Here is a 23,323-nt window from a genome sequence, read left to right on the forward strand (position 1 = left end):
CTCAAAACTTAAAATTATAGGTGAAAGATGGAATAATCGGGAATAGCGAAATCCTCTTCAGAACTGTACGTTCACCTTTGATGGCGTCAGTTTGAATCTCGGTCTGATAGAAAAATGGGTTTCTTCTGTTGTAGGCATTGACTACCCCAAACTCCCAGGTTCTTTCATGCCTTCTTTTCTTTTTGTGAAACTGAATGCTTAAATCCAGACGATGGTAAGATTCGGCTCTGAAAGAGTTTCTCTCTCCATAATCAGAGTATTGCGGCAAAATGTTTCGGTTAATGTCGTTATTGAGGTTGGCCGTAGGTATTCTTATTCTAAAGCTTGCCAAAGGCATGGTAAGGGCGTTACCGGTACCGTACACCCATACCCCAGATAATGAAATGCGTTCATTGACTTCATATATACCGACCAAAGAGATATCATGGCGTCGGTCGTATTTCGGGAAGAACTTTTTACCATTGTTTAATTCTTCAAACTGCCAGTTTGTCCAGGATAAAGTGTAGCCAGCCCATCCTGAGAATCGTCCGGTCTTTTTGTGCAGCAGAAACTCTGAACCATAAGAATTACCACGACCAGAAGTGATATTGTCCTGCCAGTCATTAAAGGAATTGGTATTGCCATCAAGTTCAAGAAAGGAAGCCCCTTCTTTATAACTGATGATGTTTTTCATGTCTTTGTAGTAGCCCTCAAGGCTCAGGTTGAAACCAGTATTACCCAGATCTTTGGCTAAGCCAATGGCCACCTGCTCTGAGCGTTGTGGTGCTACTCTATCCGTGGTAGGTACCCATAAATCTGTCGGAAGGCCAATGCCGGTATTGGTCAACAGGTGAATGTATTGATTCATGACTGCGTATGATCCTTTTAGCGAAAGGTCTGGTGCCATTTTATAGGCTATTGAAATACGTGGTTCTAGCCGGCCGTAATTCTTTGAGTCCGTGTTGAAATTGGAGTAACGAAGTCCAAAATTGAGTTTTGCCTTTGTATTGATAGTCCAAACATCTTCAGCATAAATACCCGATTCCAATGATTTGAGGCGGTCAGGTTTAACGTTGATATTACCCTCGCCCTCAGTCCCATTAATCACAAAGGCTGTAGGACTAAAAATATGGCGGGTAAACTGCAGGCCAAACTTGATTTCATGATTAGCATTGGGGTAAAAGTCGAAGTCTGTTTTTATACCGAGATCATCGATTCCGGAGGAGTAATCCAAGCTGAAATCTGAGACGTTGTTTCCATCCTCATCGTATTCAATAAGTTCATTATTAATCCCAAAATTGAAGTTGCTGAAAATGAGAGAGGTATTTGAAAATAATTTTGGATTGTAAAGGTGATTCCAACGTAACGTCCCTGTTTTATTGGCCCATTGTAACCCGGCGATTTCTTCAAAAGATTCATCCAAGGTATTCAGATTAAACTTGTCTTTACCGAAGAATCCACTAAGATATATTTTGTCTTTCTGACTGAAATCGTAATTGAATTTGAGGTTTAAATCCTGGAAGAAATAACCTGCAGAGCCTTCTCCACCTTCATTTTCAATAGCCCGCTCAATGAATGGTTTGGCCAGAATATCCAGATAAGTTCTTCTGCCTGACAAAAGGAAAGACCCTTTCTTTCTTTTACCCAAAGGTCCTTCTAAAGTTAGGCGTGAGGAGATCAGGCCAATTCCGCCTTCTCCGCTTAACTTTTCTTTATTACCATCTTTCATTTGCATGTCAATCACGCTGGAAAGCCGGCCGCCGTAACGGGAGGGAAAACCACCTTTGATGAGTTCAACACTCTTCAAGGCATCGCCATTAAATACTGAAAAGAAGCCGAAAAGGTGATTAGCATTATAAACTGTAGCGTCATCAAGAATGAGGAGATTTTGATCTGGCCCGCCTCCACGAACGTAAATTCCGGCCTGGCCTTCAGTTCCTTTTTGAACACCAGGCATCAGCTGAAGCACTTTTAATACATCTTTCTCACCCAAAAAAGCTGGAATCTTTTTGACCTGCGAAACCGGTAGTTGAATGCTTGACATTTGAATGTCATCAGAAATTCTTTGGCTTTCCCTTTCAGCATTTACTACGACTTCTTTGAGTGTATTGGCAGGTTCAAGGGTTATGTTGAATTCCTGATTTGTAGTTGCTGACTTTCTGAGTTCCAGTTTTCCGTATCCAACAAATGAAAAAATCAAGGATACCGTGTCTTGTTTAGGAATAGTTAGAGAGAAAAAACCGTAGTGATTGCTGCTGACACCAGCGGTTTGATTTGCGAGGTAAACACTAACTCCCGGGAGTAGCTCCTGACTGCCTGACTCCCTGATATAACCGCTGAAGGTTATCTGCTGGGCCATCGAGCCTGTGGTGATAAAAAAAACAAACAGTAAAAGTTTACACTTCATCAAGGGTTTTTAGCTGGATACAAAACGAATTCAAAACTATGGTATTGCTGATAAAAAGTATCTGGGGCAATTGCCTTAACGGCAAAATTATTAATTTCAGATTTCAACCCAATTTAATATGAACAGACAAGATTTTATAAAAACTTCTGCTCTGGCTACAGCCGGAATTATCTCAAGACCCTTTATCACCTTTGCAAATCAATCCAAATATAAGGTTGCTCTCATCGGTTGTGGCTGGTGGGGTACCAATATTCTTCGTGAAGCTGTGGCTTCCGGAGTCTCAAATGTGGTGGCTCTATGTGATGTGGATGAAACTCAAATTAAGACCTGCCAAAACGAACTCAAGACCTGGACAAGTGACCAGCCGAAAGTATTCAAAGATTTTAGAGAATGCATCAAAAATACTAAACCGGATATTGTGATCAATGCCACGCCTGATCACTGGCATGCTCTGATTGCGATAGAGGCGATGAAAAATGGAGCTCATGTTTTTCTTGAAAAGCCGATAGGACATACCATAAAAGAAGGCTCTGCAATTCTCAAAACGGCCAGAGATACCGGCAAAATGTGTATTGTGGATTTTCACCGCCGTTACTCGCCGCATAATGTCAGCGGGATGGAGTTTCTTAGAAGTGGTAAAGTAGGTCACATCAGCGAGGTGAGGGCGTTTGTGAATTATGCTCAAGGCTTTGGAGAACAAAAACCAAGCGAACCATTACCTGACGGGATGGACTGGGATATGTACTGTGGCCCGGCTAAGTTAATTCCTTACCACTCAGATATTCACCCAAGGGCATGGAGAAGGCAGCGTAACTTTGCAAACGGAACCTTGGGCGATTGGGCTCCGCATTGGTTTGATCAGATTTTATGGTGGACGGAAGAAAATGCTCCAAAAAAGATTTTCTCAACCAGCACTAAAAAGTCCAGAGATAATATTCAGGATGTGCCCGAAAATCAATTGGTGACCTATGAGTTTGAGAGTTTTATCTGTTTCTGGGAGCACAGTATCAATAATAAGCGGCCTGTGCAGCAGGGGGAGAATGTAGGAGCTTATTTTCATGGAACTGAGGGTACTTTTCATATGGGATGGCACGGTGGCTGGACCTTCTACCCACAGAGTAAAAATGCTTCAATAATTCATGAAGACCCTCAATTAGACCTGCCGGATGGTCAAAACATCAAATTAGTATGGGCTGATTTAATAAAAAGTATTGAGTCCGGAAAAATACCTCATGCTGATATTAAGCATGGTAGATATGCGACTAATATGTCTTTGTTGGGGATGCTCTCTAATGATCTTGGAAGAAGTATCATCTGGGACGATGAAAAGGACATGGTAGTAGGTGATGTGGATGCTAACAAGCTTTTACGAAGAGATTACAGAGGGGAGTGGGTTTATCCTTCATAAATGAATTTCAGAATGCCTCTTATTTTTTGACGAATGAAGTTCGTAGGAAACAGAATGTTCCCTAATTCCAGCTAAATTTGCTCCATGAATCTACTTTCAGCCAAAGAAATCATTTCTATTTTCAGAAAAGCCATTGATGATTACCATTTGCAGGATCATGTGAATGCTTCATTGACAAACCCTTTTGACCAGAATTCTTTTGAGGGTTTATTATATGTCAAAAACTGGATTGACACGGTTCAGTGGCACCTTGAAGACATCATCAGAAGAGATGATATTTCTACTGAAGAATTCGTGTTGACCAAGCGTAAAATTGATGCGTCAAATCAAAACCGAACTGATAAGGTGGAGGACATAGATGAGCTTTTCTATAAAGTTTTCTCAGAGGTCGATCGGTCAGAAAATGCACGAATGAATTCTGAGACGCCGGGCTGGTTGCTCGACAGGCTCTCTATTCTGGAGCTGAAGATTTATCATTTTATGGAGCAGGCTGAGCGTAAAGATGCAGATACTGAACACCGTGACAAGGCTGCGGCCAAGTTAGAGGTTTTGCTTCAGCAGGAAAATGACCTTTCCATCTGTTTTAACGAACTCATGCTTGACCTCAGCAGAGGGGATAAGTATATGAAAATGTATAAGCAGATGAAAATGTATAATGATCCCAGCCTTAACCCTGAACTATATAAAAGCAAAGTCTGATCGGTGAGAACTTTCCTTGTCATTCGGTTTTCAGCGATGGGTGATGTTTTACTTACCCTACCTGTTTTAGTGCAGGCGTGTGAGCAAAATCCGGACGTCAAATTTCTGGTCCTGACACGGCCAAGATTTAAGGCCTTTTTTGATGGATATGATCAAATTCAGATTATTGATGCTGATGTAGACAAACAATTCAAAGGTCTCATTGGAATTTTTCGTTTGGCTAAAAGACTCAAAAAGACCTATCAAATGGAAGGAGTTCTGGATCTACATCAAAACCTGAGATCGGGTTTGTTAAAGTTTTTTCTCACACCCTTAAAATCTTTTACGCTGGACAAGGGTAGGGCGGATAAGAAGGATTTGACTGTAGGTAAGAATAAAAAAAGAGTGCAACTAACTCATTCTACTGAACGGTACGCTGAAGTACTTAAGCAGGCCGGAATTGAGTTTGAATTTGATAGTAAGGCATCTAAAAACTATTTCAAAAACCTGCCAAAACCCTTTTTTGAAAAGGAAACATCTTGGATTGGAATCGCACCTTTTGCTCAGCACAAGGGGAAAATTTGGCCCAAAGAGAACATCAGAAAGGTAATGGAGCAGATTCCCAGGAGTTATTACATTTTTCTTTTTGGTGGCGGAGATGAGGAACTTTATCAGCTTAGGCAGCTTTCGGTTGATTTCCCAAATTCTCTTGTTGTTGGTATTTCATACAGCATGAAAGATCAGTTGGCCATGATTTCAGCTTTAGATGTCATGATTTGTATGGATAGCAGTAATATGCACCTGGCGGCACTGGCAGGCGTTAAAACGGTGTCAATTTGGGGTGCCACACATACTAATGCAGGTTTTGGCCCTTATGGTGCACAAAAACATGAAATCGTTGAGGTTTCAACAGATGAACTCCCATGCCGACCGTGCTCAGTCTATGGAAATAAGCCCTGCCTGCGTGAAGACCATGCTTGTTTGAATTGGATAACAGCTGAGGATGTTACACAACGTTTTCTGGGTGATTAAGAGAACGTTGAACGGTATCTCTGGATTCACTTTTTCTTCTTCGAAGCCTTTGCTCTGGGATTAAAATCAAGGCATAGGTTTATCCAGAAATCAAAATCAGCGTTTTTCTGAAGACCGATTTCATCTACCTGAATGAAGCTTTTCATTGGCCTGCCGGTGAAATCCATTGGGCGGGAGCCGGGGCGTTCTAAGGCATTAGGAATATCGACCGGATCAATACGACACATCATTTCATCCTTGATGACGCCGACGCACATTTTGTCATTGACCATAAACGCCAGACCACCCATCATTTTCTTTTCTTCAACGTTTTCCACGTTTTCAAGACGTTCTCTGATTCGTTGGGCAAGTTCCTCGTTATAGGCCATGGGTTTATTTTTTGCGTTTGAAAATTCCTCTGAGTTTAGAGCTCTTTTTATTCTTTACCGCAGTTTTTTCTCCCTCTGGTATATCAACGGGCATTTCAAGAATCTCTTTCGCCAGTTGGCTAAGGTCGGTTCCTCCGAAAGTCCCGGATGACATAAGGAGTAAATTACTGTTGTACCAATTTTGACTTTTCAGGAAGCTGTCAAGCTCTTCAGCGGTTGTAAATACCTCAATATCATCACGACCAAAAGCCTTTTTTATTTCATCTTTTGAGATCGCTGGCATCTTTTTGATCTCCAGTGTATGTGGGCTGTAAAACACTACAGCTCTATCTGCGGCATCCAGTTTTTCAGCGTAATGAGGCAGGAAATCCTTGTTTAGGCTACTGTAAGTATGTAACTCGTAGCAGGCAATAAGTTGACGCTCAGGCTGTAGCTCTTTGCCCGCCTTGGTGGTCGCTTCTACTTTTGAAGGTGCGTGAGCAAAATCACGGAATATTTGGGTGTACTTATTTTCGCCAAGCTTTTCAAGTCTCTTGGCCGCACCACTGAAGCTCTGGATAGCCTCGTAGAACATTTCTTCGGTAATGGCCAGTCGTTCTAATATCTTCTTTGCACCATTCAGGTTTTTCATATTGTGCTCTCCAAAAATCTTTAGAGGCACTTTTCCATTGTCCGTTAGAAGATAAGAAACTCCGTTTTTGACCTCATATGGGTGAGCTTTATAAGGGACTTTGTTGACATCCTCGCGTTCTTTTTCACAAATGACATCCACCATATTATCGGTTTCATCAAAAATGATAGCTCCGGCTTTTGGCAGGCCATCAGCCAGTTCTTCAAATGCCTTTACATAATCCTCAAACTTGGGAAAGACATTAAAGTGATCCCAGGCGATGCCGGAGAAAAGGGCGATATGCGGATGATAGAACAAAAACTTAGATCTCATCTCTAATGCAGATGAGAGGTATTCATCTCCTTCTATAATGATGGTAGGGGCATCATCTGATAACTTAACCATCAGATCAAATCCTTCAATCTGTGCACCTACCAGATAGTCGAAGTTACGATTGTAGTATTTTAAAACATGAAGTATAATGCTGGTGATAGATGTTTTTCCATGACTACCGGCAATCACTATTCGTTGCTTTTCTTTACTTTGCTCGTAAACATACTCCGGGAAAGAATAGATTTTCAGACCCAGCTTTTGAGCTTTGAGTAATTCAGGGTTTTCTTTTCTGGCGTGCATACCCAAAATCACGGCATCAAGGTCCTCCTTGATATTTTCCTCGTTCCAGCCTATATTGTCAGGTAAGATACCGGCAGATTGAAGTCTGCTTTTGGCAGGATCATAAATTTCGTCGTCTGATCCGGTGACCTGATAGCCTTTTTGATGGAGAGCAAGTGCCAGATTATGCATAACGGCACCGCCAATTGCGATGAAGTGAACTTTCTGAGGGCTGTTTGACATGTAAATGTTCGACCTGAATTGCTTAAAAAAAATGCTCTAGTGGAGCTTTAAATGGATTGCAATTTCTGAATTTATCTGCACATTTGCACGTTGTTTTTTTGAGTGCTAAAGCCAACTCACCATTTGAAATACAGGGTTTCTGAACCCGCGACAGATTAATGAAGAGATATATTGACCTTATTCAGCAAACTTTTGAGTTCCCAACCAGAGAATTCGGTATTGATGAAAATAATAGTTTGCTGTTCAATAATGTACCCTTGATGCCAATTATTGAAAAATATGGCACACCTCTGAAAATCACTTACTTACCTAAAATTACTGAGCATATAGAGAATGCCAGAATGATGTTCAGAAATGCGATCAAAAAGTACAATTATAAGGGAACATATACGTATTGCTATTGCACAAAATCATCGCACTTCAAGTTTGTTCTTGATGAAGCTTTAAAAAATGGTATTCACCTGGAGACTTCTTCAGCCTTTGATATGCCTATTATTAAAGCCCTGCATGAAGAAGGTAAAATAAGTAAAAGCACATATATCATTTGTAATGGTCATAAGCGGCCACAGTATCTTGAGTACATTTCAGAAATGCTGAATGATGGTTTTGAGAACCTCATTCCCTGTCTGGATAATCTTGACGAAATAGACCATTATCTGGAGCACGTAGATAAGGCCGAACAGGTTCAGATAGCTATTCGAATAGCAACAGATGAAGAGCCTAATTTCCCTTTCTATACATCAAGATTAGGGATCAGATATAAAGATGTCGATGAGATCTATTTGGAGAAAATAAAGCCAAATAAGCGTTTTAAGCTTAAAATGCTTCACTTTTTCATCAATTCAGGGATTAAAGACACGGCTTATTACTGGTCAGAGCTTACTCGCTTTATGTTTAAATATTGCGAAATGAAGAAGATTTGTCCTGAACTAGACAGTATTGATATCGGTGGAGGAATGCCAATTCAAACCTCGGTAGTTTTCAATTATGACTATCAGGCCATGATTGACGAAATCATTGAAAACATTCAATGGATCTGCAATAAAAACAACGTTCCTGTTCCAAATATTTACACTGAATTTGGTAGCTATACTGTTGGTGAAAGCGGTGCAACGCTTTACAAAGTAATTGACATCAAACAGCAGAATGATCGTGAGTTTTGGTACATGATCGATGGTTCTTTTATTACCCAATTGCCTGATTCATGGGGGATTGGGCAAAAATACATCATGTTGCCGGTCAATAATTGGGGTCTGCCATATACCAAGGTGAATCTTGGTGGCTTAACCTGTGATTCTGCCGATTACTATAATACAGAGGCTCATTCAGAAGACCTTTACCTACCGATGTTTGATGAAGAAATAGACGATCAGTATATCGGTTTCTTCCATACAGGAGCTTATCAGGAGTCCCTCGGCGGCTACGGTGGCATTCAGCATTGTCTAATACCGGCTACCAAGCACGTTTTGGTGGGCCAAGATGAAGAGGGTAACCTGACTACAGAGCTTTTTGCAGAAGAGCAGGATGCCGAGTCAATGATGAAAATATTGGGTTATCGTTCAAAACGAAAAAAGGCTGAAAAGCTAAAGCTTGACTAATTAATCTGGGATATTTTAGTCTCTCAAAGTCGGGTATTGAGAGTCAAAAATAAAATATCCTTATTTTTGGTTCGTTTTTTGAACAGTTAGCTACCAAAAGACTTAACTATTAAGATGAAACTTAAAATTGCGATCCTATTTATTCTAACTTCTGTGGCTTTTGCCTCTTGTAGCAAAAAGCAGTGTCCTGCCTATGGAAGTTCTCTTCAAGAAGCTGATGTAGAAGTGGTTAAGGCGTAAAGGTGAGATTGGCTGAGACTCAGCTATTTATCAACTCTTACGCAAATTTCTTCTAGAACTTTGTTGGTTCTTGCTCCGCTGATTCCTGTTGAGGGGCATCGGTTATTTAAACCATTTAGTTCATCAACCATACCTTGAATTAAGGGCTGCTGAATATGTTTTGGCATTTCAAAAGAGAATTTCTCGACCTTTGCGTTTTCCTGAAATAAAAAGACATCAGAACCCGTGAAGAAGCTAAATTCGATTCGGCCTTTAGACCCGTAGATCGTTGTTTTTTCAAGTTCCGAGTCTACGTCTGTTGCGAAGCACCAACTTCCCATACCTAATACACCGTTTTCAAACTCAAAAGTGCCCAGAGTGGTGTCTTCTGCTGAGTATAGTCCCCCAAAGTTTTTGGCTATTCCATTAGCTTTTACGACGTGCCCAAATAAAAAGTCAAAATAATCAAGCTGATGGGAGGCCAGGTCATAAAAGTATCCTGCTCCGGCTACATCAGGTTTGGTTCGCCAGTTGTCAAGGTTTTCGCTTTGGCCAACAATATCCGGTTTGAGTGATTTATGTACTTTGATGTCAATAAAGCGAATATCTCCAATGGTATTTGAGTCAATCAGTTCTTTGATTTTCAAAAAATTAGGAAGGGCTCTTCGGTAGTAAGCTACAAAAAGCTTGACGCCGGCTTTTTCGCAGGCTTCCACCATTGTGAGGCATTCTTCATGACTCCTGGCCATGGGTTTCTCTACATAAACAGTTTTGCCTGCTTCAGCAACCATTTTTGCGTAGGGAGCATGTCCATCCGGAGGGGTGGCAATATAAACTGCATTGATTTCAGCGTCGTTAATAAGGTCTTCAGCTTTGTCATACCATTTAGGCACTCCATGTCTTTTTGCAAAGTCTTCAGCCAGGTAGCCGGTCCGTCGCATGACAGCGACTAACTCAGAACCCTCTGCATTTTGGAGGGCTGGTCCGCTTTTTATTTCACACACATCACCAACTCCGATAATTCCCCATTTGATCATATTTTGTTGTTTTTTGGGTAGAATGATTTTCCAATTTATACAATGCTAATCAAAGAGCTGATTAACTTGTTGACAAGATATAAAAGTTAATAGACCAATGACACTTTCATAAGCATAGCTGTTATTATATAATCGTGTATATTTAACACATATAGAATTCGACCCTTAATAATGACAAACAAACGTGGAATTAACCTCCTGCTCTGGGGGGTAGAGATGACAGAAGATCTCTTGCCAGTTCTTAATCTCATAAAGGAAACGGGCTATGATACGGTGGAGATACCTATCATGAATGCCGATATTTCTCAATGGAAAAACTGGAAAAAAAGACTGGATGAACTTGGACTAAACGTGGTGGCCGAAACCATTAATGGACCAGACCTGAACTCAATTGACAAAGACCCCGATGTGCGAAAAATGGCTTTAGAGTTTAACAAGGGAGTTATCGATGTCGCCAATTTTCTGGAAGCCGAACTGTTTATAGGTCCATATCATTCAGCTTTGGGAGTCTTTACCAGTGAACCGGCTACTAACGAAGAGAAAAAATGGGCAGCAGAAAACCTCTGGCATTTAGCTGAGCATGGCCAAAAAAGTGGAGTCATGCTGGGGTTGGAATATCTTAATCGATTTGAGAGCTATTTATGCACTTGTACCGATGAAACCTTGGAGCTCATTGATCTGGTAGATCATCCGAATTGCCAGATGATGTTTGATACTTTTCATGCGAATATTGAAGAAAAAGACCTTGCTGAGGCGATTAAGAAAATCGGCAAAAGGCTGGTTCATGTTCAGCTTTCGGAAAATGACCGTGGAACTTTGGGAGCAGGGCATATTGATTTTCCGGAAATTGTCGACGCTCTGAAAGGCATTGATTATCAAGGTGTCATATCCGTTGAGGCTTTCAGTCAGAAACTTTCAGCGGCCCATATCTGGCGTCAAATGTTTGAAAGTGAGGAGCAATTGGTGAAGGATAGTTATGTGTACCTGAACAAGTTGCTTGAATGAGGTTCTCGGCTCCGCTCGAACTGACAGTTGAATAAGTCAAAATAAACATTTAGAAATTGAATAAACCCTTTAAAGAAATATAAAATGAACAAACCTATTAATGTGGCTATTGTGGGCCTTGGTTTTGGTGCTGAATTTATTCCTATTTATCAGCGTCACCCTGACGCCAATATGTACGCAATTTGTCAGCGAAATGCAGAGAAAATGAATGCGATTGGTGATGCGTTCAATATCGATGTACGCTATACCGATTATGATGAGCTTTTGAAAGATCCGAATATTGATGCGGTGCATATCAATTCACCCATTCCGAATCATGCAGAGCAAACGTTAAAAGGACTCTATGCGGGAAAGCATGTAGCTTGTACTGTTCCTATGGCAACTAGTGTGGAAGACTGCATGAAAATCGTAAAAGCATGCAAAGAAACCGGTAAAAAGTATATGATGATGGAAACCGTGGTTTATGCCCGTGAGTTTCTGTATGTGAAAGAGTTATACGAAAAAGGAGAACTTGGGAGAGTACAATTCTTAAAGGCTTCTCATCAACAGGATATGGATGGTTGGCCAGATTACTGGCCGGGCTTGCCACCGATGCATTATGCCACTCACTGTGTAGGGCCTGTCACTGGTTTACTGAAATTGGAGGCCGAATATGTTTCTTGTTTTGGCTCAGGAACAATAAGAAAAGAGTTGGCCGATATTCATAATTCTCCGTTTGCAGTGGAGTCGGCTCATATTAAATTCAAAGATTCAGATCTGAGTGCATATGTTTATCGTTCGCTTTTTGATGTGGCTCGTCAGTATCGGGAGAGCTTTGAAGTTTATGGCTCAAAAAAATCTTTTGAGTGGACTTTGATTGAAGACGAGGAGCATGTTTTACATACCGCCAAGAAACCTGAACCGGAAATCCCTGAGAAAGTCAAAGTACCTGATTACGCTCATTTATTGCCTGAAGGCATACAGGATTTCACCACTAAAGGTGTTTATGATATTGCCGAGAATACGCATTTGAGTTTTGCCCAAGGTGGTGGCCATGGTGGTTCGCATCCTCATATGGCTCATGAGTTTATTATGGCTTTAAAAGAGGATCGCGATCCGTTCCCAAATGCGGTTCAATCGGCGAATTGGACCTCTGTCGGAATTTTGGCTCATGAATCCGCCTTACAAGGCGGGGAGCGACTTTACCTTCCTGATTTTGCCGCTGAAGCCTGATTGATTGGAATTTGAAAACCTATTGAAAATGAGAAAAATAACGTTGTTTTTACTATTGATTTCCTCCTTTGCCATGGCACAAAGTGGCCGAAGGTTGGAAGTTTTATTTTTAGGGGATGACGGGCACCACAAGCCCATTGATCGCCTTCCAACCTTGATGGCTGCTTTAGGACCACAGGGGATTAATTTTACGTATACCGATAAACTTTCTGATCTGAATTCAGAAAATCTGAATCAGTATGATGCCCTAATGCTGTATGCGAATATCGATGTCATTGATAAGGCCGCCGAGAAAGCCTTGTTGGATTTTGTGGCCTCTGGTAAAGGATTTTTACCCATTCACTGTGCATCTTATTGTTTTAGAAATTCACCGGATTTTGTAAAACTGGTGGGAGGGCAGTTCTGGCGACATACGATGGACTCTATTCAAACTCAGACCGTGCAGCCAAATCATCCTATCATGAAAGGTCTGAAGTCTTTCAACGTTTTTGACGAGACCTATTTGCATACTCGTTTGCAATCGGATAATAATATTTTGGCTGTTCGTGAGATCAAAGCTGATCAGCGAAACGATAAACCGAATGAAAAAACGGAACCGTATACCTGGACCCGAACCCATGGCAAAGGCAAAGTCTTTTATACGGCCTACGGTCATGATGATCGGACCTGGTCAGACGAAGGTTTCCAGCAATTACTTTTTAATGCGATTGTTTGGTCAGTTAATGATGAGGCCAAGGCCGCCTTTCAAGCGAGAAATGTCAAACCTTTTGAGTACCGCGTAGCTCAACTGCCAAATTACGAAAGACGGCCTGGGGAACAATTGCAACAGCTTCCGCTTAGTCCGGAAGAATCAATGAAGCATATTCAGGTTCCGGTAGAGTTTGATCTTGAACTTTTCGCGGCCGAGCCGGATGTTATGCATCCTATTGCTATGACTTGGGATGAAAAAGGTAGACTTTACGTGCTCATCACCAAAGACTATCCCAATGAAAGAAAGCCCGAAGGCGGTGGTGATTACATTCTGATGTGTGAAGACACCGATAAAGATGGGAAAGCCGATAAGTTTACCCGTTTTGCGGACGGAATGAGTATTCCGACAGGGATGGTCTTTGCCAATGGGGGTTTGGTGGTAACACAGGCACCTGATATTCTCTTTTTTGAGGATACCAATGGCGATAATAAAGCGGATGTTAAAAAGACACTTTACTCCGGATTTGGTACTTATGATACTCATGCGGGTCCCTCAAACCTTAAATATGGTTTTGATAACTGGATATGGGGGAGTGTCGGCTACTCTGGATATCAGGGAGTTGATGGGAACGGCGATACGCTTCGGTTTGGGAATGCACTATTCAGGTTTAAAGCTGATGGCAGTGATTTACAATGGATGACCAGTACCTCAAATAATACCTGGGGAATGGCCTTTAATGAAACCAACGATATTTTTGCTTCAACGGCCAATAACTCGCATGGTTGGTATCTGGCGATCCCGAATCAGTTTTTCAATGCCGCTAACCGCACCAATAACGGGAGCCGTGGAACTGATACTCATAAAAATATGACGCCTATTACTCCAAAAGTGCGTCAGGTTGATGTTTTTGGTGGATTTACAGCGGCTTCAGGCCATGATTTTTATACAGCCCGTTCTTTCCCGAAGGAGTATTGGAATCAAATTGCTTTTGTTTCTGAGCCTACCGGTCATGTTTTGCACCGTAATCATATCGTTAAAAACGGCACGGACTTTAGTGACAAACAAGCCTTCAATCTGATGGCCGGGGCAGATGAATGGTTCTCACCGGTGTTTGCTCAGGTTGGGCCGGATGGGGCTGTTTGGGTAGCTGACTGGTACAGCTTTATTATTCAGCATAACCCAAAACCAGATGGTTTTGAAATGGGATCAGGGAATGCCTATGAGACCGATTTGAGAGACTACACGCATGGAAGAATTTACCGTGTTGGTTATAAGGATGCCGCTGATTATGAGCCTGTCGTGTTGTCAATGAACAATCCTAATGACTTGTTGAAAGCCCTGGAAAACGACAATATGTTCTGGCGAATGCAGGCTCAGCGATTGATCCTTCAAAGAGGCCAAAAAGATGCAGTTCCGGCCTTGATTAAATTGCTCAAAAATCAGGAAAGTGATGAGATTGGCATCAATGCTCCGGCTATTCATGCCCTTTGGACTTTGCAAGGCCTCGGTGAGGCCAGTCAGGAGATCATTGAAACAGGCTTAAGACACAGCAATGCCGATGTTCGGAAAAATGCCTTAAAAGTGATGCAAGAACAGGGTTTTGAGTCTGATGCTATGGCCGCCCGTAATATTGATCTGGTTTTGAAATATAATTTGCTGTACGATCAGGAGCCTCTTGTAGTAATGAATGCCTTGCTTGTTCTTTCTCAGGGAGATTTAAATGATGAGGCTGAGGCAGTCTTTCTCCAAAAGCTTCAAAACTCTAAAGATGTAAGTGATCGTTGGCTACCAGATGCCTACTCGGTGGTACTGACGGCAAACGATGGCAAGCTGATGAAACAATTGCTTTCTAAGCAGGAGTCGGCTCAGATGACGAATCATTCTTCTATGGATCATAGCGGTCATACTATGACAAGTTCCTCAGAACAAAATCTTAAGAAGTCGAAGGGTATTGATTTGATCATAAGCGATGTAAAAATGTCTCCTGAAAACCCTGTAGTCAGAGAGAGGGTAGCTTATACGGTAGAGGTAACCAATATCGGCTCAGAGGACGTACCGGCCGGTGTTTTTGTTCCTTTTGACCTACGTTTTGAAGGTATGGGGCAGGTTGAAACCTTAACAAGCCGAAATTTTAAAGATGGAATTAAATCAGGTGAAACGGTTTCTATTGATCAGACGATGAATGGTCCATGGAGAGGGAACATCCGTTTTTCATCTGATATTGCCGGAGATTACTCTCTCAATATTGACCTGAATAATGTAAACGAAGTAAACGAAAGCAATTACAGGAATAACAGCTATCGTAAAACATTCTCTTTCAGTCAACCTTCGAATACAGAGGCTTTTGCCTTAGAAAGAGCAGTGAGGTCATATGCTTCAGCAGTTTCTATTGATGAGCTAACCCCTATCATCAAAGAAGCCCAGAGATTGGGTGTTCAGGGTAAAAATGCCATTTACAGAGCTATTGCCGATGGCTGGAATTTCCGCCGAAAAGACATAGAAATGAGTCCTGTGAATATGACTTACTTAAAGAGTCTTGGTAGTACTGCCAATGAAAATTTGCAAAATGTACTGCTCGCCTGGAAAGTGATAGAACCTCAAAAAACCGATGAAAATGTAAAAGTGGTAACTATCAAAGCGGTGCGTGAAGCCATGAAATATGACCTCACAGAGTTTACCGTTAAAGCAGGCGAAATGGTTGAATTGGTTTTTGAAAACCCTGATGCTATGCAGCATAACCTACTTATTATTCAACCAAACTCTACAGAAAAGGTGGGTGAAGCGGCAGACATCATGGCTCAGGATGCCCGTGGTGCCGAGCGAAACTATACACCTTCAATGTCTGAAATTCTGTTTTCAACACCATTGGTAAATCCGGATGAAACTTTCAGGCTAAGGTTTAAGGCTCCTGCTGTTAAAGGAGATTATCCGTACATCTGTACTTTCCCTGGGCACTGGAGGCTAATGCAAGGGTTGATGAAGGTGGAATAGTAAATACATCTTTTTAAGAAAGAGGAGTCTGAATGTCGGGCTCCTCTTTTTTGTATTAGAAAGGCGGAGAGTCCTTCGGAGAACAGATTAGTTTTTCGATTTTTGTAGGCTCAAACATCAACATTTTTGAAAAACTTACTTCTTTTCCTACTCTTCACAGGTCCATCTGCCTTCTCACAATTCTTTTCTGAATCATTTTCTTACCCATCTGGTCAGTCGGTAACCGGCTTTGGTTGGACTGAACACAGTGGAGGAGGTTCTAATCCCTTGCAAACCGGAGAAGGACTTTCTTTTGGGGCTTTCGCAAATGATGGTGGTATTCTGATGAATGGTGGAGGTCAGGATGTTCATCACACATTTTCTCCTCAAAACAAGGGAGTTGTTTATGCTTCGTTTTTGGTCAATGTACAATCTGCTTCAGATGATGGCGAATACTTTTTCCATCTCGGGCCTGAGAGTTTAGGGACTAACTTCAGAGGTCGTGTTTTTGTTAAAAGTTCAGGTGACGGAATGCAGTTTGGCGTTAGTAAATCCTCAAACTCTCCAAACTACAGTGCACAGGTTTATGATCTGAACAAAACCTATCAGTTAATCTTGAAGTACACTTTTTTCAATACTTCAGGTACTGACGATGAAGTAGAGATTTTTGTACATGCTGAACCAACAAGCACTGAAACGATTTCAATTGCCAAAGCTGCTGACGGTGAGAATGATACTTCAGATCTGGGCTCTGTAGCTTTAAGGCAGGGTTCCTCCTCAAAAGCAGCAACCTTGATGATTGATGAAATCAGAGTGGCAGGTACCTGGACTGAAGTGACTGAACTTAAAAAAGAGGAGAAAATTGAGCTGGTGTTTCCGCCTTCGTTGTATAGCTTTTCAGGAGAAGCAGAAAAGGAGAGTGTTTTTGAGCTCGCTCTTTCAGGTTACTCTTCGGAGTCTTCTCTTTTCTTCTGGTCTCCATCTACAGATGTGGTAAAATTCTCAATAGATAAAGAGGATTGGTTTGATCAGCTTCACTTTAAATCTGAGGATGGTAACTACTTTGAGACCTTCTACATTCAGACTTTCCCCGTGGATACGGCAGTCGGTTCCGATCAGGTCGATTTCGTTGTTGATAATCAAAATGGGGAGGAGTTTGCTCGTTTTCAGACTTTAATAAAGATTTACAAGCTTAGAAGTAATGGTAGTTTGCCGGTCTTGTCAGCGAAAGAATTATTGCCCAATGCTCAGGTTAAAGTCGCTGGTAGGGTAACCGCCTCAGCCAATGAGTTTCCGGGTTTTAACTATTTGCAAGATGAAACCTCAGGGATTCGCTTGCAGGGAGATTATAGCTTTCAAATTGGTGACTCTGTCGCTTTTTACGGATTGTTGTCAGAAGTATACGAGGAGCCAATTTTGGTCTGGGATAGCACCAATACCATAGAACTTTATGACCGTAAGGTGGTACAGCCAATGGATATTTCTTGGCAAAATGCAGAACAAAACCAAGGCCGATTAGTAACGGTTCGTGAGCTTGAACTCAATGATCAGGACTTTGTCTTTTTACCCAATACCAATGAAAATTTCCGGCAAGATGGGATCTCTGGCACAGCCAGAATCTGGTCAAAAACAAATATTGACGGGCATATGAAACCTCAGGGTTCAAATGCCTTTACGGGTATTATTGGTCAATTCAGAAGCCAATATCAGCTTTATCCGCGAATGAAGGATGACATAGAAAGTGTTGGTGAAATTCCATCAGACCCATTAAATATTTCCAAAGAATATACATTTGACCTCGCCACCTGGAATCTCGAATGGTTTGGTAGTCCATCAAACGGCCCGGAAGACGATGAACTGCAATTACAAAATGCCATCAAAGTCATGCAAGAAATAGACGCGGACATTTATGTTCTTGAAGAAATTACTGACCTCAATAAGTTCTCTTCTCTGGTTTCTTTTTTAGGTGAATATTCCGGCGAATGTTCTCCTGCGGTATCGGGTGGAGGTGAGCCTGATCAGGCTCAGCGGGTTTGTTTCGTTTATAAAAATAAGACGGTAAGTAGGTTAGAACTGAAACCGCTGTTAAGAAATGTGCCTCCAATTTCCGGTTACCCGGATACTTTTGAACGCTTCTGGGCAAGTGGTCGCCTTCCGGCACTTTTTGAATGTGAGGTTGATATTGACGGAGTCAAAAGAAGACTTCATATTATTGGGATTCATGCCAGGGCTAATCGCAGTGGAGATGAAAAAGACCTGGTTTATGATATGCGGAAAATTGATATTGAGGTGCTTAAAGATAGCCTTGATGAGTATTACTCTAATGCATCTGTAATTATAGCAGGTGATTATAATGATGATGTGGACGAAACGGTGGTGAGCGGCCAGTCAGGCTCTACTTACCAGCCTTTTGTTAATGATGAAAGTCAATGGAAAGTACTAACCGCTGAATTGAGTAAAGCAGGCCACAAATCATACATCGGATACAATGATGTCATTGACCATATTACGATTTCCAATGAGCTTTTTAGTGATTATATCCAAGACGGAACAATCTTGCAATTGCCCTTCGTAGGGATTGAGGAATACCCTGATAATACCTCGGACCATCTTCCTGTTTTGAGCAGGTTTATGCTAAATGATGTACTAACGCCTGTTGAAAAGGAAGATTCTCTAATCATTTACCCTAATCCAACTACCGGAGGTTTGCGAATTAGAATGAGCCCAAATCAAAAAGTGAATGCCTGGTTAAGTGACAGCAAAGGGACTTCGCTACTTTTTGTCAATGGTTTTCAATCTGAGATTGAGAAAAAGCTAAGTAGAAAAATGGAGAAGCTCAATGCCGGGCAGTACGTTTTACAGCTTTTGATTGGAAATTCGGCTAAAAGCTACAAAATTGTGAAACAGTAAAACCTATTGAAAGTCTATGAACAAAAAATCAAATCGCAGAGATTTTATTAAATCCGGTGCATTAGCCGCCGGTTCATTTATGATAGTGCCCCGGCATGTACTGGGTAAAGGCTATAAGGCCCCCAGTGATAAATTAAATCTGGCTTCTATCGGAGCCGGAGGCAAGGGCTACGGCGATATTGTTAATGCTTGGAATAACGGTTCGGAGAATGTTGTGGCACTATGTGATGTAGACCTTAATCAGGCTCGGCGAGCTGTTGATAAATTCCCGAAGGCTAAGATTTATCGTGATTTCAGAGAGCTATTTGATCAGCAGAAGGATATTGATGCCGTTACCATTTCTACTCCCGATCATAACCACGGAGTAGCGGCCATGACGGCTATGCAAAATGGTATACACGTTTACGTTCAAAAGCCTTTGACCCATAATATTTATGAGGCCAGGATGCTGACAGAAGGTGCCCGTAAGTACAAAGTGGTTTCCCAAATGGGGAATCAGGGAGCATCAAACCCCGGCCAGCAGCAGATGATTGAGTGGTTTAAAAAAGGAACCATAGGTAAGGTTAATGAAGTACATATCTGGACCAATCGCCCGGTATGGCCACAGGGTATACCTATGCCGAAGGGAAAGCATGAATTACCAGAAACTATGTCTTCCAAAAACTGGGATACATGGCTTGGGCCTGCAGAATATGTGGATTATGATCCTCTTTACCATCCGTTTAAATGGCGTGGATGGTGGAATTTCGGTACAGGTGCTCTTGGTGACATGGGCTGCCACCTGATTGATCCACCTTTCAGAGTACTTGAATTGGGTTATCCAACTGAGGTTGAATGTAGTGTTGGGCAGGTCTTTTTACAGGATTGGGTGGCCGAGTACATTCCTGAAGGTTGCCCGCCTTCCTCGCATGTTCAGGTTAAGTTTCCAAAGACAGCGGCCAATAATAGTGAGGTAAAGATGATTTGGTCAGATGGAGGAATAAGACCGTTCCATCCGGATATTATCCCGGCGGATCACCCAATTGGGGATAACGATTCGGCTAACGGAGTAATGATGATGGGTGAAAAAGGTGTAATGACTTGTGGAACCTATGGTCTAATACCTAAGGTTTACCTGAACACTGGTGAGATTTTGGAAATGCCGGAAGGTTATACAGGAGGTTTGAAAAATACTTCTTTACCTGAATACGGTCATCAGACGAGCTGGGTTGAGGCCGTTAAGGCTGGTTTCAATAGCAAGGAGCATAAAAGTTTGACTTCCTCTTTTGATTACTCTGGTCCTCTTACAGAAACAGTTATAATGGGTAATCTGGCCATTAGAAGTTATCAGGAAAGCACGGGTGGCGAAGGTAGAGGTCGTCAATTTGCAGGCCGCAAAAAGCTAATTTGGGATGGTGATAATATGAAAATCACCAATTACGATGAAGCCAATAAGTTCGTTGGTCGTCAATATCGTGATGGTTGGAAATTGATCTGATTTTCAAAGACTTGTGAAGAGGAAAAGGCTGGGGAGGAATCTCCGGCCTTTTTCTATTTTAGATTTATCTAATACATACGAGGCTCAAAGTGAATATTTTGAGGAATACTTCTTTCCGCTTCTCAATACTCAAAACTTCTAAACGGCCGTTGTTAGCCATATTTCTCGTTCATGTAAGCCCAGCTTTCTTGACAAAGTTCTTTTAAAACGCTCTCGTTGACATCGGTCAATTTCTTAATGTAAAGACAAGATTTTCCGGTTTTGTATTTTCCTAAACTTCCCATCAGTTCCTCGTATCGCAGAAAACCTGGCATGATATAAACGGTCAGGGCTGCTTTGCGAGGAGAGAAACCTATTTTGAGCATATCGCCCTCCCGGCCACTGTCATATTTGTAGTGGTAAGTGCCAAAACCCACGATGCTTGGCCCCCACATTTTAGGCGGCAGGCCGGTGATTTCTTCCATCCATTTCATGACGATGAGGCTATCCTGACGTCTGGTTTCGTTTTCAACGCTGTTTAGAAAATCCAGAACTGAGGCTTCGTTTTCTTTTGTTTTTAGATCTGCTTTAGCCATTTGATCAAAGTTTTAGGTCAATTTAGTGAATTTGAAACAATTGGTTTCTCGAGGCCAAATCATAATCACTCAAAGAACCTCCTTTTCAAACCTTCAATTTCCTTATAAACAGGGCAGTCTTTATCATGTGGTGTAGGTAGATAGCCGCTACTTTGCAGAAATTCATTGACGATCTCACCACCGACAAATTTGAAATTCTTTTTGAAAAGTTTAACCCATTCTTCTTTGGTCAATGGGTAATGATGTAGAATCCATGCTTTTAAGCTTCCATACTCCTTCCGAAGCTCCAGAATTTGCTGAGCATTGTAGATGGCAGCATTTACTTTAAGTTTATTTCGAATGATACCCGCATCATTCAACAACCGCTCACGTTCATTTTCTTCGTAGGCCGCTACTTTTTCAATACTGAAATCATCAAAAGCCTTTTTGAAATTCTCCTGTTTTCTCAAGATGGTATCCCATGAAAGACCAGCCTGATTGATTTCTAAAACAAGTCGTTCAAAAAGCTCGTCGTCATTCTCAATTGGGTGTCCGTAATGAAAATCATGATAAATACGATGATGATTATCCGGGGGAAGATCAAGGCAGAATTTGCAGTAAGACATTCTTTTTTGAATGCAAAATGGGTTAAAAATAGCGAGAATAGAGGGAGGAGGAAGAATTGCTAAAATCTTTATCTAGACAGCATGTAGCCACTTTTTAGTATAAGCGAATCTCAAAATCAGGTAAAGTAAAACTCCTAAAGGCCCCATAATAAAAGTGAAAAGCTGACATGGAATGAGTAGATAGCGGTTAAGTCCAAGTTCTTCAGCGTTTTTTGTGATGTAGAGGCCGGCTAAAAGGTCAAACGCCAGATAATGTATCCAGCCAATGACTACGTTCATGGGGTCAGCATTAAGCTGAGCTAACTGGCTCAATTCGCCAAAACTCTCAAACGTATCAACCGAGAAATGTGTAAAAGCCAGGAAGCCATATAAAAGAGCAAAACCTGAGATTATTATACCGAGAAGTAGCTTTTTTGACCATTCTTTGAATGGAAATAATAGTAGAATAATCCAACTCAGAAGAGCAATGGTATTCACCAATTGAAAGATTTGATCAGGACTCATAAGATTGAAATTTATCCTGAAAATACTCAAATCTTATGGCTCTACCCGAATTCTTGGTTCGTGTTTTACCTCAAAATTGCAGGAATTAGCAATGAAACAAAACTCGTTTGCCTTATGATGTAATTCTAAGGCAAGATCGAGTTTCTCAGGTTCCCTTATACTTATTTGAGGCTTGAGTAAAACTGTTTTGAAACGTCCTTTTCCACTTTTCTCTTCTTCCATAAGGCCTTCCGCCTTGTCAAGGTAGCTGGTAACCGTGATACCATTTACAGAGCAAAAGTGCAAATACCATAACATATGACAAGAGGATAAAGAGGCCAGAAAAAGCTCTTCAGGATTATGTTTTGCCGGATCACCTCTGAAAGCCGGATCTGAACTCAGTTCAATGACAGTTTTATCATCTACTTTGAGAAGGTGAGACCTCTCATAACTTTTATAGCTAATGGTGCCTTCTCCTGTGTTGCCTGTCCACTCTGTAGTGATATGATAGTGGTGCTCTTTCATGCCTTAAAATTAATATTTAAGGTGATCAGGCAAAGGTATTTTTGCTCCATGTTCGTCTGGCAAGGGCTGGTGACGTAGTGGTTTGATAGGTATCAGTCCTGTCCAGATAGGTAAATCCATCTCATCTTCCTCATGGCTTGGGGCTCCCCGACGAATTTTGGCGGAAGCCTCATCGAGAGAAAAACGTATTGCAGTGGTCTTGTTGACCTCTGACTGAGACATTGGCTTTAGATAATCCCAACTGCCGGGCACCATCTTCTCCGTTAAAACTTTGAAGGCTTCGTATTTCTTTTCGATGTCATTGATTTCTTCACCTTTGGCAAAAATGACAACAGACCTGTAATTCACAGAATGATGAAATGCCGTTTTAGCCACTACCAATTCATCGGCCAGCATGACGGTAATACACACCGGGCGGCCATCTGTTAGCTTTCTGACAAAATGAGAACCCACAGAAGCGTGTAAATAAATGTAATTGTCTATTCTAACGAAAGACTGCGGAATACTAAAGGGTTGGTTGTCTTCAGCATAGCTTATGGTACAAAAAAGAGCTTCATCAAGAATTTCATAGATGTTTTCATCTGAATAATGTGCCCTTTGATTGGCCATGCGGCTTGGTGTCGTTCTTTTCGTTTTTCTACTCATACATTTTGAATTTGTGATTCAAAAGTAGATGTTT

General features: G+C 41.5%; 18 protein-coding genes. 9 read left to right on the forward strand and 9 right to left on the reverse strand.

Annotated features, from left to right (window positions below; genetic code table 11):
- Position 1: 1 nt before the first annotated feature.
- Positions 2-2,386: a TonB-dependent receptor gene (locus AFM12_RS00340; protein ID WP_055143037.1), complete on the reverse strand. Its 2,385-nt coding sequence runs from the start codon at positions 2,384-2,386 to the stop codon at positions 2-4.
- A 118-nt stretch (positions 2,387-2,504) separates the two neighbouring features.
- Between AFM12_RS00340 and AFM12_RS00345 the strand changes: the two genes are divergently transcribed.
- From AFM12_RS00345 to AFM12_RS00355, 3 genes are all read left to right on the forward strand, one after another.
- Positions 2,505-3,794: a Gfo/Idh/MocA family protein gene (locus AFM12_RS00345; RefSeq protein ID WP_055143039.1), complete on the forward strand. Its 1,290-nt coding sequence runs from the start codon at positions 2,505-2,507 to the stop codon at positions 3,792-3,794.
- Between the two features lie 84 nt (positions 3,795-3,878).
- Positions 3,879-4,493 (forward strand): DUF4254 domain-containing protein, encoded by a 615-nt coding sequence (locus tag AFM12_RS00350; RefSeq protein ID WP_055143041.1) that lies wholly within the window; start codon positions 3,879-3,881, stop codon positions 4,491-4,493.
- Between the two features lie 3 nt (positions 4,494-4,496).
- Positions 4,497-5,504, forward strand: coding sequence for a glycosyltransferase family 9 protein (locus AFM12_RS00355; RefSeq protein ID WP_131458134.1), 1,008 nt, complete (start codon positions 4,497-4,499; stop codon positions 5,502-5,504).
- Between the two features lie 26 nt (positions 5,505-5,530).
- On the opposite strand, the gene AFM12_RS00360 is transcribed toward AFM12_RS00355, so the two are convergent.
- Both AFM12_RS00360 and AFM12_RS00365 read right to left on the reverse strand, forming a co-directional pair.
- Positions 5,531-5,872, reverse strand: coding sequence for a TfoX/Sxy family protein (locus tag AFM12_RS00360; protein WP_055143045.1), 342 nt, complete (start codon positions 5,870-5,872; stop codon positions 5,531-5,533).
- A 4-nt stretch (positions 5,873-5,876) separates the two neighbouring features.
- A complete protein-coding gene (locus tag AFM12_RS00365) occupies positions 5,877-7,337 on the reverse strand; it encodes a UDP-N-acetylmuramate--L-alanine ligase (protein ID WP_055143047.1) in 1,461 nt (486 codons plus the stop codon).
- A 158-nt stretch (positions 7,338-7,495) separates the two neighbouring features.
- Between AFM12_RS00365 and AFM12_RS00370 the strand changes: the two genes are divergently transcribed.
- Positions 7,496-8,935 (forward strand): type III PLP-dependent enzyme domain-containing protein, encoded by a 1,440-nt coding sequence (locus AFM12_RS00370; RefSeq protein ID WP_055143049.1) that lies wholly within the window; start codon positions 7,496-7,498, stop codon positions 8,933-8,935.
- A gap of 263 nt (positions 8,936-9,198) precedes the next feature.
- Here the strand turns inward: AFM12_RS00370 and AFM12_RS00375 are convergent, their stop codons facing one another.
- Positions 9,199-10,191 (reverse strand): Gfo/Idh/MocA family protein, encoded by a 993-nt coding sequence (locus tag AFM12_RS00375; protein WP_055143051.1) that lies wholly within the window; start codon positions 10,189-10,191, stop codon positions 9,199-9,201.
- A 171-nt stretch (positions 10,192-10,362) separates the two neighbouring features.
- On the opposite strand from AFM12_RS00375, the gene AFM12_RS00380 reads away from it, so the two are divergent.
- The 5 genes from AFM12_RS00380 to AFM12_RS00400 all read left to right on the forward strand — a co-directional run bounded on the left by AFM12_RS00380 (position 10,363) and on the right by AFM12_RS00400 (position 20,456).
- Positions 10,363-11,196 carry a sugar phosphate isomerase/epimerase family protein gene (locus AFM12_RS00380; protein WP_055143053.1) on the forward strand — a complete coding sequence of 278 codons (834 nt, stop codon included), beginning with the start codon at positions 10,363-10,365 and terminating at the stop codon, positions 11,194-11,196.
- A gap of 84 nt (positions 11,197-11,280) precedes the next feature.
- Complete coding sequence (locus tag AFM12_RS00385; RefSeq protein WP_055143055.1) at positions 11,281-12,408, forward strand: Gfo/Idh/MocA family protein; 1,128 nt, start codon at positions 11,281-11,283, stop codon at positions 12,406-12,408.
- 28 nt (positions 12,409-12,436) lie between these two features.
- Complete coding sequence (locus AFM12_RS00390) at positions 12,437-16,090, forward strand: PVC-type heme-binding CxxCH protein (protein WP_055144999.1); 3,654 nt, start codon at positions 12,437-12,439, stop codon at positions 16,088-16,090.
- Positions 16,091-16,216: 126 nt separating this feature from the next.
- Positions 16,217-18,979 carry a T9SS type A sorting domain-containing protein gene (locus tag AFM12_RS00395; RefSeq protein ID WP_055143057.1) on the forward strand — a complete coding sequence of 921 codons (2,763 nt, stop codon included), beginning with the start codon at positions 16,217-16,219 and terminating at the stop codon, positions 18,977-18,979.
- A gap of 16 nt (positions 18,980-18,995) precedes the next feature.
- A complete protein-coding gene (locus AFM12_RS00400; RefSeq protein ID WP_055143059.1) occupies positions 18,996-20,456 on the forward strand; it encodes a Gfo/Idh/MocA family protein in 1,461 nt (486 codons plus the stop codon).
- A 152-nt stretch (positions 20,457-20,608) separates the two neighbouring features.
- On the opposite strand, the gene AFM12_RS00405 is transcribed toward AFM12_RS00400, so the two are convergent.
- The 5 genes from AFM12_RS00405 to AFM12_RS19580 form a co-directional block, all read right to left on the reverse strand.
- The gene (locus AFM12_RS00405; protein ID WP_055143061.1) at positions 20,609-21,031 is read right to left on the reverse strand and encodes a DUF1801 domain-containing protein; all 423 of its coding nucleotides are present in this window, start codon (positions 21,029-21,031) and stop codon (positions 20,609-20,611) included.
- Positions 21,032-21,096: 65 nt separating this feature from the next.
- Positions 21,097-21,636, reverse strand: a complete 540-nt coding sequence (locus AFM12_RS00410) for a DNA-3-methyladenine glycosylase I (protein WP_055143063.1) — start codon at positions 21,634-21,636, stop codon at positions 21,097-21,099.
- Positions 21,637-21,708: 72 nt separating this feature from the next.
- The gene (locus AFM12_RS00415; RefSeq protein ID WP_055143065.1) at positions 21,709-22,140 is read right to left on the reverse strand and encodes an ABA4-like family protein; all 432 of its coding nucleotides are present in this window, start codon (positions 22,138-22,140) and stop codon (positions 21,709-21,711) included.
- A gap of 33 nt (positions 22,141-22,173) precedes the next feature.
- A complete protein-coding gene (locus AFM12_RS19575) occupies positions 22,174-22,644 on the reverse strand; it encodes an OsmC family protein (protein ID WP_055143067.1) in 471 nt (156 codons plus the stop codon).
- A gap of 9 nt (positions 22,645-22,653) precedes the next feature.
- Complete coding sequence (locus tag AFM12_RS19580) at positions 22,654-23,289, reverse strand: pyridoxamine 5'-phosphate oxidase family protein (RefSeq protein WP_055143069.1); 636 nt, start codon at positions 23,287-23,289, stop codon at positions 22,654-22,656.
- Positions 23,290-23,323 lie beyond the last annotated feature (34 nt).

The organism is Jiulongibacter sediminis, assembly GCF_001306455.1.
Classification (GTDB): domain Bacteria; phylum Bacteroidota; class Bacteroidia; order Cytophagales; family Spirosomataceae; genus Jiulongibacter; species Jiulongibacter sediminis.